Source organism: Pseudalkalibacillus sp. Hm43 (genome assembly GCF_051842935.1).
Lineage (GTDB): Bacteria > Bacillota > Bacilli > Bacillales > Fictibacillaceae > Pseudalkalibacillus.
In genome coordinates, this window is the sequence record NZ_JBPXRR010000001.1 from 2,764,067 (window position 1) to 2,783,143 (window position 19,077).

12 protein-coding genes are annotated in these 19,077 nt (G+C 38.1%); 2 read left to right on the top strand and 10 right to left on the bottom strand.

What is annotated here, in order from left to right:
* Positions 1 to 35: 35 nt before the first annotated feature.
* Together ACSVDE_RS14500 and ACSVDE_RS14505 are read right to left on the bottom strand one after the other, a co-directional pair.
* Positions 36 to 1,406 (bottom strand): O-antigen ligase family protein, encoded by a 1,371-nt coding sequence (locus ACSVDE_RS14500; RefSeq protein ID WP_439301577.1) that lies wholly within the window; start codon positions 1,404 to 1,406, stop codon positions 36 to 38.
* 41 nt (positions 1,407 to 1,447) lie between these two features.
* Positions 1,448 to 1,801 carry a hypothetical protein gene (locus ACSVDE_RS14505; protein WP_439301578.1) on the bottom strand — a complete coding sequence of 118 codons (354 nt, stop codon included), beginning with the start codon at positions 1,799 to 1,801 and terminating at the stop codon, positions 1,448 to 1,450.
* 322 nt (positions 1,802 to 2,123) lie between these two features.
* Here ACSVDE_RS14505 and ACSVDE_RS14510 point away from each other — a divergent pair, with 322 nt between their 5' ends.
* Positions 2,124 to 2,930, top strand: coding sequence for a glycosyltransferase family 2 protein (locus ACSVDE_RS14510; protein ID WP_439301579.1), 807 nt, complete (start codon positions 2,124 to 2,126; stop codon positions 2,928 to 2,930).
* A gap of 9 nt (positions 2,931 to 2,939) precedes the next feature.
* Here ACSVDE_RS14510 and ACSVDE_RS14515 read toward each other — a convergent pair whose 3' ends face one another.
* Positions 2,940 to 4,049 carry a glycosyltransferase gene (locus ACSVDE_RS14515; RefSeq protein WP_439301580.1) on the bottom strand — a complete coding sequence of 370 codons (1,110 nt, stop codon included), beginning with the start codon at positions 4,047 to 4,049 and terminating at the stop codon, positions 2,940 to 2,942.
* A gap of 158 nt (positions 4,050 to 4,207) precedes the next feature.
* On the opposite strand from ACSVDE_RS14515, the gene ACSVDE_RS14520 reads away from it, so the two are divergent.
* Positions 4,208 to 5,650, top strand: a complete 1,443-nt coding sequence (locus ACSVDE_RS14520) for a lipopolysaccharide biosynthesis protein (protein WP_439301581.1) — start codon at positions 4,208 to 4,210, stop codon at positions 5,648 to 5,650.
* Between the two features lie 44 nt (positions 5,651 to 5,694).
* Here ACSVDE_RS14520 and ACSVDE_RS14525 read toward each other — a convergent pair whose 3' ends face one another.
* From ACSVDE_RS14525 to cysC, 7 genes are all read right to left on the bottom strand, one after another.
* On the bottom strand, positions 5,695 to 7,032 hold the full coding sequence (locus ACSVDE_RS14525; protein ID WP_439301582.1) for a cell wall-binding repeat-containing protein: 1,338 nt from the start codon (positions 7,030 to 7,032) through the stop codon (positions 5,695 to 5,697).
* A 286-nt stretch (positions 7,033 to 7,318) separates the two neighbouring features.
* On the bottom strand, positions 7,319 to 8,068 hold the full coding sequence (locus ACSVDE_RS14530; RefSeq protein ID WP_439301583.1) for a hypothetical protein: 750 nt from the start codon (positions 8,066 to 8,068) through the stop codon (positions 7,319 to 7,321).
* A 24-nt stretch (positions 8,069 to 8,092) separates the two neighbouring features.
* Positions 8,093 to 10,183 carry a cell wall-binding repeat-containing protein gene (locus ACSVDE_RS14535; protein WP_439301584.1) on the bottom strand — a complete coding sequence of 697 codons (2,091 nt, stop codon included), beginning with the start codon at positions 10,181 to 10,183 and terminating at the stop codon, positions 8,093 to 8,095.
* Between the two features lie 204 nt (positions 10,184 to 10,387).
* A complete protein-coding gene (locus ACSVDE_RS14540; protein WP_439301585.1) occupies positions 10,388 to 12,898 on the bottom strand; it encodes an ABC transporter substrate-binding protein in 2,511 nt (836 codons plus the stop codon).
* Between the two features lie 142 nt (positions 12,899 to 13,040).
* The gene (locus ACSVDE_RS14545) at positions 13,041 to 15,065 is read right to left on the bottom strand and encodes a sulfatase-like hydrolase/transferase (protein ID WP_439302015.1); all 2,025 of its coding nucleotides are present in this window, start codon (positions 15,063 to 15,065) and stop codon (positions 13,041 to 13,043) included.
* A gap of 325 nt (positions 15,066 to 15,390) precedes the next feature.
* Complete coding sequence (locus ACSVDE_RS14550; RefSeq protein WP_439301586.1) at positions 15,391 to 17,169, bottom strand: SLC13 family permease; 1,779 nt, start codon at positions 17,167 to 17,169, stop codon at positions 15,391 to 15,393.
* A gap of 80 nt (positions 17,170 to 17,249) precedes the next feature.
* Positions 17,250 to 19,076, bottom strand: a complete 1,827-nt coding sequence (gene cysC / locus ACSVDE_RS14555; RefSeq protein WP_439301587.1) for an adenylyl-sulfate kinase — start codon at positions 19,074 to 19,076, stop codon at positions 17,250 to 17,252.
* Position 19,077 lies beyond the last annotated feature (1 nt).

Here is a 19,077-nt window from a genome sequence, read left to right on the forward strand (position 1 = left end):
TGAGTAGAAATTTGCGCTTCAAATTGTTCACTCCATTACATTTCCTTTTCCTTGTCAGTAACCTCGCCTATTTTCGTCAGCAAGAATACAATTAATAGAACGCCCCAAAACCTAGGGGTGACAAAATCACTTCGATATAAAGATGTGACCAATAAGTGCATCAATTCTAAGAATGCAATTAAGAAATAGATGTTTCTTCTCACTCTTTTCAACAGGTTGAAAAAGAGATAACCTGCAGCAGCCATGATCAACGTAAACCCGATGATTCCATGTTCAAAAAGCAGGTCAATATACATATTGTTCGAAGAGACATTTAATCTGGATCCATCTTTCGGTAATATTTTCGTCTCTGATATGAACTCGAAAGCACCTGGACCATATCCAAATAATGCAGAGATGACAGAGTGATCAAATAACCAAAATAACGGCATCAAATACATGTAAATCCTACTGGAATGTTCAGGGTCAAACAGATTTTCCCGATTAAGGATCGGACTGAAAAACTTGGCGAATAGTTCGGGTTTCACAAGAATTGCAACAGCGACTGCAGCTACTGATAACCCTAAGAACATCCATATGTATTTCTTCGGTACTTTTGGGTGGAAAAGAATAAACAAAAATAATATCCCGAACATAATAAGCAAATTGAAATAAACTGCAACCGAGAAAGAAAAGATGAGTACAATCAATGCCGGTATCAATATAGCGATTACATAAATCCACTTTCTTTTGAATAATAAGTATCCAACAATCACCATATCAATGATAATCGGACCTAAATAACTTGGCTCATCCGCAAAAGAGGTAAGTCGGAAATCGAATAAAGTTAGTCCACCGACACTATGAACAAAGGATCGAGTCTCAATGTTCAAAAATGGAACGTTGAATAAAAAATACAAGAGCTGCCAAATCCCAATCGCCGTAATTAACAAAATGGAGATAGGATATACGTTGACGATCTTTTTGATTTTACTCAAATCAAGTTTAGAAAGGGTTTTATAACCAAAGTAGGTCATCCCGATAAAAGCGATGTAATATAACATCCTGGTGATCAAGGATTTTTTCAAATAAGAGACAAACTCCACACTATTTACCACGCTCGCAGTGAACAGAGCTGAAAAAATAGAAAGTATGATGGATAAGACAAATGCATAAATGAAGTATTTCATATATCGGTCAGCTATAGATATATATAAACCTTGCTCCTTCAATCCATATAAGACGTGATATACGATAAATAAACCTGCCATTCCTAATGTCAATACAGCAGGTGTTGGAATTGGCAGCATATGAATATATGGGTAGGAAGTTGTAAATTGAACCAATCCTAGGTAGATACAAAACGTAACAATAATAGTTGTTAGAAAGGGATTGCGTAAATGATCGAATTTAGAACGAAAGTTCATCAGCAGTAGTACTCCTTTAGTTGATTCTCAGCTTTATAATTCTATTTCGAAATGTAATAAATATCTTCTAAATAAAGTATGTCTTCTTGATCTTTCCATTCTGTCATGTAAATCAATTCTTCGTCTGGGTTGAAACGGTAGATCTTATTCTCCACTTCTGTCCGTTGAGATTTGAACTTCTTTGAATTGAGATCTTTCAAATGTGTAAACTCTTCTTTTGTCACCTTATGATCGTCACTTAGAAGGTGCTGAAATTCATTCCAGTTCATTTGCGTTATGTTGTTTCTCATATATAAATCCGCTTCAACTAGATTTCTGGATTTCAAAGGTTCTTGCCCACATCCAGAAAGTAATGCTATACAAAAAATCAAAGATAGTAAAATGAATGACCGCATAATAAACTCCTCGTACGAAATAATATGTAGATATATTAACCTTCGTATAAACATGAATTTTATGTCGAACTTATCTCCTATAAGTTCAATACAGAAAGAATACCAGATTTTCATGTATTTCTCTATAAGGAACAAATGAGAAATCTAACAATTTATTTAACCTTAGGATGGTTCAAAAGAATAATTTGATACCTATGTACAAATCTTCTTTCCATCAATAAAATATGTATGGAAAGTATTCTTTTAAAAGCTTTCATTTGCGGAAAGTTTGCATCATCAATTTTATGCTATAATACAGGTGATAAAGCCTTTATTCGTGAGGATGAACGTCATGATTAGTCTAATAGTACCTACACTAGGAACAAGAGAAGAAGAATTGAAAAGATTATTTGAGAGCCTAACTAACCAAACCTCACAAGAATATGAGGTAATTGTTGTCTCACAAGACAACCATGACATTGTTGAAGCGATTTTAAACCAGTTTTCTTTTTCTTCCAAACATGTGAAGATGCAGGAAAAAGGTTTATCTAAAGCAAGAAACGCAGGTTTGAAGCATGTCGAAGGTTCAATACTAACATTCTCAGATGATGATTGCTGGTATGAAAACAGTTGTTTCGAAGAAGTACAAACCTCCTTTAACAATACTAATTCAGATATCCTATGCTTTCAGATTTATGACCCGATTCAAAATGTCTACTATAAAGAATACCCTTCAGACAGCCAACAAACAGTACCGTTGAAGGGGTTATTCCGAAAATCATCGATTGAGATTTTTTTGTCTTTAGAGAAAGTAAAAATTGAGGATATCGCTTTTGATGAACAATTTGGATTAGGAGCAAAATATCCATCAGGTGAAGAGAACATCTTCCTTTTCAGCCTCTATAATAAAGGGTATAAAAAGATTTCCTACATTCCCAAAAAAATCATCTTTCATAAGAAACCGACGATGGAGTCGCGAATTAATCACAAAACGTTTATCGGAAAAGGGCCTATGTTCAAAGAACTTTTTAATACGCCTGTCGCTTTAGGCGTACTGACTCTTTTCTTCTTCAAGAAAGCGAACCACTTGGATAAACCGATTTACACGTATCTTCATTCCATAAAAGAAACATTCAAATATAAAAAATAGGAGTGAACCTTAGCTGGTTTCACTCCTTTTACTTGAAGTAATATCTTCGTACAACGTTCTCATCAACTCTGCATTTTGATTCCAACTATATTGTTGCTTGATGTGTTGCACACCTTGTTCTCCCATTTTCTTCCTTAAAGCAGGATCGATCATCAATTGTGTAATCTTTTTCGCTATTGCCTTTGGGTCTTTTGGAGGAACAATATAACCTGTCTTCCCATCCAATACAACCTCTGGCAATCCCCCAACATCAGAAGCGATTACAGGAACCCCACAAGCCTGAGCTTCGACGGCGGCTACACCAAAACTTTCAATAAGCGATGGTACAACAAAAATATCCATATCCGAGATGACTTGAGGCACTTGATCGTGCGGAACTTTACCAGTAAAGGTAATCGTATTCTCTAACCTATACTTTTTTGCGAGCCGTTTATAATACTCCAAGGATGGACCGTCTCCTACAATTTTCAAATGAAGGTTTGAAAATTCTTCAACAGTCAATTGGTTTTTAAGATACCTGAAGGCTTTAATCAAGTACTCAATCCCATATTTTTCTTCCATCCCTTTAACAATGCCAACCGTAACTGTTTTTCTATTTTCATTGTGATGATCTTTTGGCGAAAACCTTGTAGTATCCACACCAAAAGGAGTGATAACCAAAGGTTTATCTTGAACGTAATTCAACGTTTCATTCATTAAAGCATTACTTGTTGCACATATTACATCTGCCTGCTTTAATACATATCGAATAACGTTCCGGTTAATCAGATTACGTCGGGGGAAATCATAAATATCCGAACCCCATACTGAAACGACGAATGGTTTGAAATTTACTCGGGAACCAATAAGCCCATAACTTGATACATAATGGGCATGGAGTAAGTCGGGCTGTTCCTTATTAATAATCGACTGCAGCTGCCGTGCGGTGAATAGGTAAGAAAGCTTCCCGTTGAACTTCAATTCCAAATACTCTCTACGAACATTTTTCCAGTTGTGAGATGTATAATCTTTATGATTTTCCAGGCTGACATTAATCGTCTCTATTCCTAATTCTTCATAATAGTCCAACCATTTTATTGTATGTACGTTATTGGCAGGTGCCAGAATAATGATTTTCATGCTACCACTCTCTCAATGCCTTCATCAATCTTTCTCTATTTTATCACAACTTAGCCACTATTTAAGCTCTTGATTGAAATCAAATATGATATTGTAAATAATATTGGATTAAAGTAAAATTAATCAGTATGACATTTATAGACAAATGAGGAATTAGAATGCTTAAACATACATTGAATTACTTTCTAGCGAAAGGGTTGCCAGGCATCATCAATTTTGTTGCCATTGCCGTTTACACCCGTATGCTGGAACCAAAAGAATATGGTGAGTACGCGCTTGTTCTTGCGGCTGTTACGTTCGTCAATGCATCTCTCTTTCATTGGTTGAAGCTCGGCATGTTACGCTTTAGTGCGAGACACAATGATACGGAGAAAGAACAAATCACCTTTTTCAGTTCTATTATCGCAACGTTTTTATCTATGATCTTGCTTTCTGTATTACTAGGTACAACCGGTGGTTTTCTATTTATACAAGAGCCTCATTTAAGATATCTTTGGTTATTAGGACTAGCACTTTTATGTACATTAAGCGCATTCGAATTATTAACGGAATTCGTGAGAGCTGAATTACGATCTAAACTGTATGGTGTACTTACTCTGATTAAGGTAATTAGCTCACTAGCCTTTTCGTATCTATACATCAAATTAGGGCTTGGTGGGGATGCAATCATTCTCGGTCTGATTACAGGAACATCATTGGCTGCAATCTTCATTCTACCAAGATATATCCACCGATTGAAATTGAATACGATCGATCGTTCATTAATTAAGGAAGTCGTGATGTATGGACTGCCATTCATAGCAACTTTAAGTATGGAATATATCATACTTACTTCAGACCGTTTCCTTCTCAATCAGTTTGTAGGTACGAATGCGACAGGAATCTATGCTGTTTCCTATGATCTGTCTAAACAGATCCTTATGTTGATCATGATTATCGTCAACCTGGCGGCATATCCTTTAGTTGTTCGGGCTTTGGAAAAGGAAGGATTAGAAGCATGTCAAAATCAACTAAGACAAAACACGACGTTACTATTTATGATATCTTTACCGGCAGTCGCTGGTTTGATTATTCTAAGTCAACCTATCGTAGAAGTATTCCTAGGAGAGGCTTATCGTGAAAAAGGGCAAGTGATCTTCTCCTTAATCTCTATTGGTATCTTTATACAGGGAATTAAGATGTTCTATTTCGATTTAGCCTTCCAATTAGGGAAAAATACGAAACTTCAAATATGGCCAGTTCTAGTGGCTAGTATATTAAATGTTGTATTAAATCTATTCTTGATTCCTAAATACCAAATATATGGTGCTGCCTATTCGACCATTAGTGCTTACCTTGTATCACTTATCTTAAGCGCTTTAATAGGAAAGAAAATCTTTCCTTTGGTATTCCCTTGGCTGAACGTATTAAAGATTTTCATAGCCGTCTCTGCCATGAGCGCCATATTACTCTTTCTTGAATTTGAGAATTCGATTGTAACATTAATTGTTAAGAGTGCCATCGGGATCATTGTTTTCCTGATCTCAACGTATCTTCTGAAAATTGATGAAGTCATGATTGCCATATCAAAAGCAAAAAGGATCCTCGCCAAAAGGATATAAAAAAGGGATGAACTCGTCTTTAGAGTTCATCCTCTTTTTATGTATTAGAAAATTTGTTTTGATCCTAAGTAACGTGGTCCCCAATAGTATGGGCTGTTCACTTCACTTACTGTTACTCCATTAGACGAGCTGGAGTGTATGAATTTCCCATCCCCTAAATAAATGCCTGCGTGTGATGGACCTGACTTGTAGGTTTCAAAGAATACGACATCGCCGATTACTGGCTCTTTAACTTTCTTTCCTGCATTCCAAATATCACTAACTGTTCTAGGAATGTTCACACCGTTGTTATCGTACACATAGTTCAAAAATCCACTGCAATCAAATCCCGACGGGCTTGTCCCTCCCCATTTATATGGGACCCCTTTTTGAGCTTTTGCGGTAGAAATGATATCGTCGACATCGATCTTTAGTTCATTGATGACATGATGTGATACAGCGCTTGTACCACCTAGGACTGAGAACTTACTTAAACGGCTTGTCCGAACATCTTTACGAATTTCATAAGGAATTTCATTTTGTTCGACTAATAAAATCGGTGCATTTTGTTTCGCTGCTAATACTGAACCCGTTAAAGCATCAGCAAAGTTTTTACCAGTTGTAACGAATGCTTTGGTAGAAGACCCATAGAACTTATCGAAAACTTTCGAACCAGTATGGTACCGGCTGCTACCTGAAATTCGTTCTGGGCTCTTACCATTTAGTTGTGAAATGACGTTATTACTAATGACACTTGGACCGCCAACAACAATTGTGTCATTGATACCTTTTAACGCTGATTTCGTTTCACCAGGTAAACCATTTGTGTTGGTTAACAAGATTGGGTAACCGTTTCGTGCAGCATAAGATGATATGGATAAGCTATCTGGAAAGTTCCAACCGTAAACAATTACAGCTTTAGATGGATTCCCCATTTTAGATGCTATTTTAGCTGCTGTGTCATATCGACTGGTTCCACCGATACGTTCTACCGTACGTGATTTTCCACCTACTGTTTTCAGTGCTTTCTCAACGTTACCTGATACTGCACTGTTTCCGCCTAGAATGATGATTTTAGATGGATTCAACCGAGCAATTTCCTTCGCAGTTGTTCCACTTAGTTGATCTTTCCCCGTCAAAAGGATCGGTGCATTCATTCGATAAGCTAACGGTGCTCCTGCAAGTGCATCTGCGAACCCGTACCCTTCAGCGATTAAAACAGTGTTCGCTCCTTTTGGCCAACCTGTTTTGGAAATTTGAACAGCTGTTGAAAAACGATCAGAACCGTGAATTCGATCGACACTGTTTGGAGCTGCAGAAGCCTCATTCTGATGAACGATTAATGCAGTCACTACCAAAAATGACACGACAAAAAACCGTACTAAAGAAGTAAACTTTATCAACCTTTCTCCCCCTGTTCTTCTTTTCCCCTTATGACTTACTGAAGTAATGTATGGATGTCATGTAACTTGATCTCTAAAGAAAAATGTATAGATTATGTATCAATGGATAATTAATGTCGTCATAGAAGAATTTGTTAAGTATTAAAAACAACCTAGTTCTCATTATAAATGAAATGAAACAAAACTTACTTTACAATAACATTACAAATCTACAGCATTCTACAATAATTTTGTAACAAAAAAGCTATCGAGAGTCGTTCTCGATAGCTTTAGTTCAGTGAACTATTTAATTTGTTTCAACAGATTCTAATTGCGTTTCAACCTTGTAGCCATTATCACCCGTTACATTATAAATCTCCTTCACCATGCCAAATTCTGGAGCGTAATACATGGTGTGAATGGTTTCATTTTCGCCTTCCATAAATGTCCTTTGGACGACGATTGTGTCTTTAAATGTTTGAAATGGTGTCTTTGTTTCTACATTTTCTTCAATGATCTGCCAATCTGATTGATCACCTTTTCCGGTCTTACTTTCTGATAATAATATCTCGGTATTATCAATTGGCTTGAACGTGTCTAAAATATTTTCATCTTCATTAGAAGGATTACTCTGTTCATAGATTCTTTTAATTTCCGAAGAATCCCACTTCAAAACTTGCATGGTTTTCATATCCCCAAGGATTAAAAGCCGTTGGACATACTGACCATTCGTTGCAATGATTTTCTCTTTCAATGTGTATCCACCCGTCTGTTGGAATACTTTCAACATTCCGGTTGAAGGACGAAGATTCTTGACTCGACTTTCCTCTTTCGTTTCTTCTTTGTCCTTCTCAGAAGAATCCTGATCCTCTTGCTCCCCATTCTCTGAATCGGAAGTCTGTGTTTCTTCATCGGAAGCTGATTCATTTTCAGATGTGGTTTCTGTTTCTTCTTTTTTCTCTTCTGCGTTTTTTTCTTCTGTTTCTTGAGAAGAAGTAGGGCTACAACCAACAAGCAAAATCATGAGTAACCCTATTATTGTGATCAACTTTTTCATAGGTGTATCTTCTCCTCTTTAATATTAATAGACCTTGTTCCCAATCATTTGTATTTGTTGTGATGATACAACTCCACCTATTTGATAGATGTTTCGGACATCATTAGAGATTCCGTATTCTAGAAGAGCTGCTTTCACAAGCACATTTGAATTGTTACCGACTAAAACGATTGGTGAGCCAGTTTTAACTGATAATGCAGAAGCCGCTAATGCATCCGGGAATTTATCACCTGTTGAAACAATAAGGTCATCTGAGTTAAACATCGATTGGAATTCATTCAATACCGCTGCTAATGTTTCATAACGGTCTGTACCAGATAGACGTTTTACGTTAGATGAACCAACACTGTTTTTGATTTCATTCTCAACAGAAGAAGAAATAACACTGGATCCACCTACTAGGTAAACTTTCTTACCCTTTAGATACTGTAACGAGGTCTTTTCAATTTCATTATCTTTCGTCAATACAATCGCCATGTTATTTGCCGATGCAATTGGAGCTGCACTTAATGCATCAGGGAAATTCTGACCTGAAGCAACAAACACTTTATCAACATTCTTAAGTTCTTGATTAATCTTTATGTTGGTTTCGTAACGGTTTTTACCCCTGATACGTTGAACCTCTTTCACCATACCTTTAAGCTTGTTTTCAACAGATGGTTCAATCGCATTCGATCCACCCACGATGATCACTTTCTCTGCACCGAGTCTTTTAATTTCACTTTCTACAACAGATACCAATCGATCTGAATAGGTCAATAAAATCGGCGCATTATCTTTCATAGCTGCCATAGGACCTACAGACAGTGCATCAGCGAAATCATAAGCTGTCGTTAGGATGACTGTCTTTTCGGATTTGTTTGCTGCAAAACCATTTGGATATAGCTTCTTCGAAATTTCAACTGAGGTGTGGAATCGTTCTGCACCTTTCAGAACTTCCTGGTTCAACTCTTTTGTTGTTTTCTTCCCAGAAACATTCGTCCAAAGGATATCTCCTCTGTTTTTTCGCTGGATACTTACTTGTTTAGAGTATGATTTTGCAAAATTCAAGGCTGTTTCATACTCATAAAAATCTTTTACTAAGCTTCCATTACTATTTACGACTTGATATGTCTTGTCGATATAATTTGACCAAACAATTTCCTCATTTTTAACATGGACAACATTCACTTGCTTTCTTGCTTTTGCGTAATCAATCGCTTCAGATTCTGTAACGAATTTACTTAAGGTTCCGTTTGTCTCATGAACGACTGCAAATGCTTTTTCTATATTCGAGTACACTTTTGTTTCATTAAACTTGTCATACACATATACGTTTTGTTGACCTTTTGCGTAGTTAATCGCATCACTCTTAGACTTGTAAACTTTTAGCCTTTGATCATCTTTCGTGAATACTTCAAAAACATGATAGTACTCAACCACTGCATCTTTAATTGCTAATGCGCCTTTTAATCTATGGGAGTATGAACGAATTAAACTTTCCTCTTGAGGATTGGACATATAACCCATCTCGAGTAGCAAGGCAGGGACTTGTGCATTTCGAATCATATAGAATGCCTGGTTGTTTCGAATGCCTCTATCAACCATTCCTACTTTATTTACAACCGTAGGATGAACCGTATGTGCTAGTCTTTGACTTTCAGCCTCATAGCTTACTTGAATAGGATCTGGAGGATATTCCGGATCATATGCTTTACTCTTAGAGTAATAATAAGTTTCATGGCCGCGGGTATATATGTTATATGGATTGGCATTATGATGAATCGATAGCAAGATTGTTTGATCTCGGTTTGCTTTTGCAAAATCATTGGCAATCTTCATTCGATTCGCTAAATCAGTATGTAAAGGTTTACCGAAGTGCATGTCCCGATCTCGTGTCATGTAAACCTTGAAGCCTTCGTTCTCGAGTGCTGCACGTAATTCTTTAGCAATACTCAAGTTCGCATGTTCCTCATGGTAACCGGTTTGTGAACCTGAGTAACCAGTTGTGCCTGAATAGTCACCACCGTGTCCCGCGTCAATAATTACCGTCTTCTGGGCGTGCGTCAACATAGGAATTGCCATAAATACCGCAAATCCTATGAGGAAAGAGATATAAAGTTTTGCCTTCCCCATTCTGTTCCTCCTTAAAATTTTTAGTCTAGTAATATAATATTAATTCTAACTCCTAATTAGAGGAATTTCGACATACAATTTACCTATTTTCCATATTTTTAGTAAATAACCGACATATTTTTTTATTAGTACATTCATTTTTTCATTACGCTAAAATGTTATACATAAAAAAGAGACAGAACGTTTTCTGTCTCTTTTCTCGAATTATTTCTTTGACGCCCATTTAAACGATTGTAGATTCTCTATACCTGCCGTTTCCCTGATGATTCCAGAAAGATTCTCTTTTTGTAAATACGGTGTTCTGTGTTGATAGACTGGTATGACTCCTGCCTGCTCAACGATGAGAAGCTTCTCTGCGTTCTGCATATTCTTCCAACGATTTGCCGCTAACATGTCTTCCACTAAACCATCAAATTGGCTGTTAAGGTAATTGCCATAATTGTATGAACTCGTTGCAGTGAATACTTCAAGGAAGTTAGAAGGATCTCTGAAATCCGCTCCCCATCCAGTGAAATACAAATCAAAGTCACCATTCGACGCTTTATTCAAGAGTTCCGAAAAACTTGGTGCCACGACGTTCACTGTCAAACCAGGCAACTTGCTTTCCAAGTCTGCTTTCACAATTTGACCTGTATTTGTACCTTTTTCAGAAATGAGCAAATCAAGCTCCACAGTACTCATACCTAATTCCGTTTTAGCTTCAGACCATAATTGTTGAGCTTCAGAACTAGTCCCTAGGTCAAAAGACGGATACAAGTTTCTAAAATCGGTCGTTCCATTATAACTAAATTCTTTTGGTACCAAATACGTTGCTGGTTGATGTAATCCTCCAAAACCTTGATCAACCAATTTCTTTCGATCAACCGATGCAGAAAGAGCTTTTCGTAGTTTTGTATTCTGGAAGATTGCCCTGTTATGGTTGAGTTCAATAAACCATGTGATTGGCTCAAGTGTTGCCAAATATTCTGGCTTCGATTGAATTTCCTGATTGATTTCATCCAACACTGCTAGATCTAATTGATCCATATTAAATAGATTTACAGCTGTATTGGTATCCTTCGTAACTTGTACATGAATTTCGCTCAAATCGACATTCAAATGGTCCCAATACAACTCATTTTTTTTATATGTCCACTTACCATCCTTTTTCCATTCAGAAATGATGAATGGTCCATTATAGTAGGTATTGTTTTGTTCGCCTCCAAATTCCCTCCCCAAGTAGGTCCACCGTGGTTGTGGGAAATAGACTGGGTTTGCTGTGTTATAAGCAAAATAAGGAACGCTTCGTTCAAGTTCTACCTTCAATGTATGATCATCAATCGCTGAAACACCCAAATTCTCAGTCATTGCATACATTGGATCCTGCCAATCTTGAATAGCTTTTGCATTCTTAATATCATGCATCAAGTAAGAATAAACACTGTTTGTAAATGGATGAAGTGTATGCTCCCACGTCCTCACAAAATCTTCTGCCAATACTGGGCGATTATCAGACCATTTTGCATCCTTACGTAAATGGAAAATGAATTCCGTATAATCTTCATTTGCTTCATAGGTCTTTGCCACTCCTGGAAGCAGCTTGTGATCCGGTCCTATTCGGAACAACCCTTCCATAACATTGTTGATTGTTTCAAGTGAAGTTGAGTCGCTTGCAATTTTACTGTCAAGCGTCATATATGGGTCAAATGCATTCATTGTAACTGTGTGGTCTTCAACTTTCATTTCATTCGTCAAGTTGAGCCCTTCCATGACATTTGACTGAATCGCCTCCTTTCCACCAATTACAAAAACTTTCTGGTAGTTGGATTGAAGGAAGTTCTTGACATCCGTGACAGCTGAATCATTATCACTGATAATGATATGAGCGCCCAGTCTCGCCGCTAATCCCGCAGAAGCAACAGCATCTGGATAATCTTCCTTTTTACTGCTGGTCGATGTTCCTCTTACCATTAAAGCCCGCTCTGTTTTGTCGAGCGTCGAAAGTGCAGCCACATTCGTCAAATAACGGTTCTTCCCGGACTTTCTCGTTACTTTATAACCTTGTGCCTTCAATTTGTTTTCAAGTTTTTCACTCAAGACCCCTGTCCCGCCATATAAGGCAATCTCTTTAATAGACTTTGGCAGTTCAATTGGCAATGTGTCATGTGTTGCCAGATAAACAGGAACTCCGTTCAATGCAGCTTCAGAAGCAGCCGATACGGCATCAGCCACACGACTTCCATTGACGATCAAGGCTTTCGTACTGATGTGAGCATCTGCATGCGCATTGATCATCGCCGCTGTGTAATAACGATCTTTTTTACCTGCACGATGAACAGTGTATCCAAGATCCTTCAACTGGTTTTCAATCCCAAGGGATATCGCACTTGTCCCCCCTACAAGATAAACCTCATTTGCATTGAGACGAGCCATTTCATCTAATACCTCTTGACGAAGCTTCGTTGGAGAAGTCAAGAGGATCGGACCATCAATATAGCCGGCTAAATTAGACGCTGCAAGGGCATCGATTGGATTATCTGCACGTGCTAAAATGACATCCTGATTACCCCCGTGTAATCCTAATGGCCAACCCATTTTGGACATTTCGATCGCTGTTAAGATACGATCTTTTCCTGAAATCCGCTCATAGGAATCTGTAGCAGCATGACTTTGATGTACACCAATCATCATCATGATGGTCATTATTCCAATGAACCAGTACATTGTTCTTTTCATGTGTTTCCCCCCTTAAAGTTACAACTCTTATGTCGACGATTAAGAGGTACTTTTTTACTAAAATAGAAATATATTTCCTAATTGGGTCTAAAGACACAAAAAAAGATCTTCTCAAGTGAGCTTGAAAAGATCTCATAAACGTTTATTCAAATAAAATATCCTTGCTATATTGTTCTCCTGCCAACAGGTCATATTCCAAAAGTTTGTAGTCTTTTAGAAGCTGAGCTTGTTCTTCGCTAAGCTTTTTAATTGGCTGCCCATCTTTACCGATTTTAAGTGAGGCTTTCAACCCTGGAATTTCTTGCTTTATCTTCTCTAAGAACGAGTAGAACGGTGGTAAATCCATTCCTGCATACTGCATGACGGTAGGAGGAAGGAAAGCTGGACTTACCGTACCTAATTCCGTTTTGTTGATGGGATAATTCGCATATATGAACAATGGCGTCTCTGAATACTTCCGATTTGTAGTCTCAGGCGGCAGACCTTCTGTATAATTCGCGGCTTTATAGATGGCCTTATCGGTCCCTAAAATCGGCAAATGATCACCCCAGAAAACAACCATAGTCGGTTCTTCCAACGTATTCAGATAATCTACTAATTGTTGAGTTGCCTGATCACTGCGCTTAATGCCTTCTACGAAGACTTCTAATTCAGTTTTGTAGGCCTGAGATAGCCCTTCTACTTCTATCGTATTTTCATCGAACCTTCCTTCTAGATAAGGAAAATGATTTTGCATGGTCACAGCATGGATGAAGGCCGGACCTTTACTTTTTTCCAGTTCTTTAATGATCTCTTTTGTAACGGATTCATCTGAGATATAACTTCCGTCTTTTTCTGTGAATTCCATAGAATTCATATGAAGGAATGAGTCAAAACCAAACTTATCATATACTCTGTTACGCTTATAAAAAACCTTATTGTACGGATGAATGGCGACTGTAGAATATCCTTTGTCCTTTAATACACTCGCTAATGTAGGAAATGGATTCTGATGGTCAACCATATTTTGAAAAGGCGTAACGCCGGCTCTAACGAAGGACATGCTAAATCCAGTCAAGGCTTCAAATTCGACGTTAGCCGTTCCTCCTCCAAACATAGGTGAGAGAATCTTTCCAGAAGGATATTGCTGTTGAATTTTTCTTATATTCGGTAATGGGTCTTCACTTAAATTGATATTTTCAAATTCAGTCGGGTCCCAAAACGCTTCATTCATGATATAAATGATATTCGGATTTATTTCCTCTTCAGGGACATTGCGGCTATCATAACGAGCTTTTAAGTCTTCCGCTAGCTTCACAACATTTTTTTTATTATATCCATCGGGTTTTTCAAAATTATCCCCTTGTAAATTAGAGAGAAATGCAAACACAAATCCATTGTCACGATAATTGGAAAGCTGATTCCACCCAATCAGATCCAAACTTGTTGATTCCACAAAGTCTTTCATAAAGGTCTTTGGGTAAAACGTAAAGGAGTAGATCATAAATAATACTACAGGTACTACGATCAGACGCTTCCACCATTTTATTGTCATTTTCGGGAATGAACGAAGTGCCAGTACGAATAGGGCAATCAAACCGATTAAGATGATGATCGTCCAGATGGACAGATAACTCATAACCATTGGCAGGACTTCTTTCATATGCCCTATTTGTGAAAAATCGGATGGAAATAAAGGCTCGATCCGGAACTTCAGCTTATTGTAATGGGTATAGCCTAATGTGATACCAATCAGCAGGAATATGATTGTGGAAGTGAATGGATTTCCGATAACCAAATAGATTAGTAAAGCAAAAAAGAATACATAAAAGGAACCCATCAAAAACAACTTGGAATTCAATTGGATCCAATCGATCGTTCGATCTAAATTGAACAGCTTTTGTGATAATTGAAAGAATAGATTCACTAGCAGTGATGATCCTATTAACAGGATGGATGTCGTTAATAGTTTTCCATACCATTGATTAAAGAAATCGGACTGATTGATATGATCAATCATTTTAATCTGAAATTTATATGTGCATAGGAGAACCCCAAAAGAGGTCCCAAGATACATTAGTGATGCTTTTGTATTCATTTGAGTCCAATCAATCATTTGATCGACATCAAACATGAATACGAATAACTGTACAAGCGTATATAAAGCAATTGCGAATATAAAATTCACAATACCCAACACTGCCCATCTACTAAAAGACTTTTTAAACAACATACAAAACAACCCTTTACTTTTATTACAATACAAGTATCTATTATATTACAAATGTAAAGGGAATGTAAATTTAAGTATTTCTACTAAACAAACGTTTGTTTAAATTGAAAATTCCTTATTAATCATACAAAAAATGCCCTCAATCAAACGTTTGATTGAGGAGCATGTCGAAACTTGGTACAAAGCTAATTCGAACGGTTCAACTATAAAACACCTATTCAATTCAACAAATTTACTCTATTGAGATTAAATCGTTTAAATTTCTTTTCCCACAACTATTCTAAAACCACACAAAATGAACAATCGTTACAGAAGCAATCATGACTAAGGCACTTAATGGCGCCCCGATTTTCACATAATCCTTGAATTTATATCCCCCTGGTCCATATACAATCAGGTTGGTTTGATAACCAATCGGCGTAATAAAGCTAGCTGACGCTGCAATAGAAATAATGACTGCAAACCCCATATAGGAAACATCTAATGAATTTGCTAATTCGAGACCAATCGGAAGCATTAAGACCGCGGCTGCACTATTTGTAATCAATTCGGTGAAAATGTTCGTTAGGATATACATAAATAGCAGAATGACAAATACTCCCAATGATTCTCCCAGTGAAAGTAATCCTTTCGCCATCCACGCGGCAAGTCCGCTCTTCGTCATTGCTGCACCGACCCCGAAAGCGCTCGCAATCAATAGGAGCACATCAAACTGGATATATTTCTTTGCTTCCTCTGGAGTAATCATTTTGGTTACAATCAAGATTAATACAGCTAATGCCATCGCTTTGAACATACTGAGCCACCCAAACGTCACCGTTAGGATCATGGTGATCAACAACCCGATGGCCAACCAGCCTTTTTTACTATCCTCATGGAATTTTGTTGGAGTATCCATTGATGAAACAACATAAAAATCGCTTGATTGTTGATACTTACGGACAAAATCGGATCCAGTCAACAACAACAAAGTATCTCCTGGGCGGAGTACAATATCCCCGATTTTGCTTTTGATGCGTTCATTATTTCGGTGTACGGCGAGTACCCCTGCATCAAACTTTGAACGAAATTGAGATTGTTTAACAGACTTCGATAATAAAGAAGATTGATGCGAAACAACAGCCTCTACTAAATGCACATCTCCATTCTTCAAATCGTCTAGATTGAGGTCTGATCCTGTATCCAGTGCTAACCCTTTTGTATTTTGTAAATCAGCAATCGTGGAAATCAATCCTGTGAAAATCAACCGATCTCCGTGTTGAATGATGGTGGTCGAACGAACCGGTGAGATTCTCTCTTTCCCACGTATAATTTCAATCAGATAAAGACCTTTCAAATCTCGTAGTCCTGCTTTTTGGACAGATTGATTCACGAAAGGAAAATCCCGCTCGACAATCATCTCAGAAATATATTCTTTTGCATCGGCAATCACCTGTTTACGAAAGCCTACATAGTTCGGTAATAGACGATATCCGACTGTAAAAAGATAGATCAAGCCGATGATTGTAATAGGGATTCCCACGACGGCTAATTGAAAGAGTGTGAAGCCTTCCAAATCATAGTTGATCAGCATCCCATGAACGACAAGGTTGGTAGAAGTCCCCATCAGCGTAATGGTTCCACCCAAAATCGTGACATATGATAAGGGAATCAGAAATTTAGAAGGAGCGATATCTCGTTCTTCACACCATTTTTTGATGATCGGGGTAAAGGTAACCACAATTGGTGTGTTATTCAGGAATGCCGAAAATGATGCAGTCGGAATGAAGAACCGTAACATCGACCCTTTAATCGTTCTACTCTTGTTCAACCAGTTCTGCATATAATGTTCAATGATTCCATGCTTTTGAACAGCACCAGCTACAATGAACAGTAACGCAACCGTCAACATCCCTTGATTAGAAAAGCCTCTCAAAGCTTCCTGTGGAGTTAACAAACCGGTTACTAAGAAAATAACGACAACCGAAAAGACGATCATATCTGGACGTGCCCATTCATATAGAAGTGCTGCTAACATACCGATGACCATGACTAAGACGAATACCATTTCAAATGTCATAGGGGTCGTCTTCCCTTCGAATCCTGTTTCACATTATAAAAATGAAAGCTACTACCATAAAGATAGTAGCTTCCCATTGTTTAATCCAAGTATTTCAGGATTTGATTAATAACGTACTCTGTTGCTTCTTCAAGAGAATGTTGGCTCGTATCAATTTCAACTTCTGGATTGGCTGGTGTTTCATACGGACTGGAAATGCCCGTGAAGTTCGGTATTTCACCTGTACGAGCCTTCTGATATAAGCCTTTTACGTCGCGCTTCTCACATTCTTCAAGTGGTGTGCTGACATAGATTTCAATATAGTCTTCACCAATGATCTCTCGTGCATTTTGACGGTCACTTTCATAAGGTGATATGAAGGATGCCAACGTAATCAATCCTGCATCGTTCATCAGCTTGGACACTTCTGCAATGCGACGGATGTTCTCCACACGATCATTTTCTTTAAAGCCTAAGTTCTTGTTCAAGCCGTGTCTTACATTATCCCCATCAAGTAGCATCGTATGGTGCCCCATGGAAACCAACCGTTTCTCCACTTCATTGGCCAGTGTCGATTTTCCAGACCCTGATAGACCAGTGAACCAAAGCGTCAACGGCTTCTGCCCTTTTTGCTGAGCCCGTAGATCCTTTGTGATATCCGTCTGTTGCCATTTGACATTCGTTGATCTTCTGAGCGAATGCTCAATGACACCACAAGCTGAAGTCATATTGGATACCCGATCGATTAAGATCAAACCGCCGAGTGCTTCATTATTTTCGAATGTATCGAAAACCATATTCTCCGATAAAGAGATGTCACATTCAACCAGTTCATTTTTGTAAATGTGTTCTGCAGGAACTTTGTCCCCCGTGTTGATATCAATTTTATGCTTGATCGACATGACTGTTCCAGGGAGTGTTTTCGTTCCGACTTTCACCAGATAGTTTCTACCAGGTACAAGTTTCGTATCGTCCATCCAGAGAATAGTCGCCGTAAACATGTCTGCAACCTGAACATTCTCTGATGATGTGAGGACATTACCTCGGGAAACGTCCACTTCACGATCCAGTTGGATGGTTACGGGCTGTCCATTCAGAGCCTTATCAGATTCTTGATCGGTGACTAAAAGAGTTTTGACTTTTGCTCTTTCATTACTCGGGAGTGTGATCACTTCATCCCCGACATTGATGCTTCCCGCTTCAATTTGTCCTTGGAAGCCTCGGAACGTATGGTTTGGACGACTCACACGCTGGACAGGCATGACAAAACCGTGTTGTTCATTTTCTTTACGAACATCGATATTTTCTAGATAAGGTAGTAACGGAAGTCCCTGATACCAAAGTGTGTTCTCGGATTTCTTCGTGATGTTGTCCCCTTCTGTAGCGGAAACCGGAATCACTTCTACACTGTCAATATTGAAACCATGCGTCATCTGCATGAAGTCCTTCTTGATCTCATCAAAACGATTTTGGTCAAAATCAATCAGATCCATTTTGTTTACAGCCAATACGAGATGTTTAATTCCCATCAACGAACAAATTCGCGCATGGCGTTTCGTTTGTGTGATAACACCTTTCGTTGCATCAACAAGTATGACAGCAAGGTCGGCAAAGGATGCCCCGACCGCCATGTTACGTGTATATTCTTCGTGACCAGGCGTGTCGGCCACGATGAACGAACGGTGATCGGTCGTGAAATAACGATACGCAACATCGATAGTGATGCCTTGTTCTCTTTCTGCCATCAAACCATCGAGAAGGAGAGAATAATCAATCTCTCCACCACGACTCCCTACTTTACTATCCAGTTCTAGCGCTTCCTCTTGATCGGCGAACAATAGCTTTGCATCATAAAGCATGTGTCCAATCAAAGTTGATTTTCCGTCATCTACACTTCCGCACATAATAAATTTCAATAGACTCTTCATT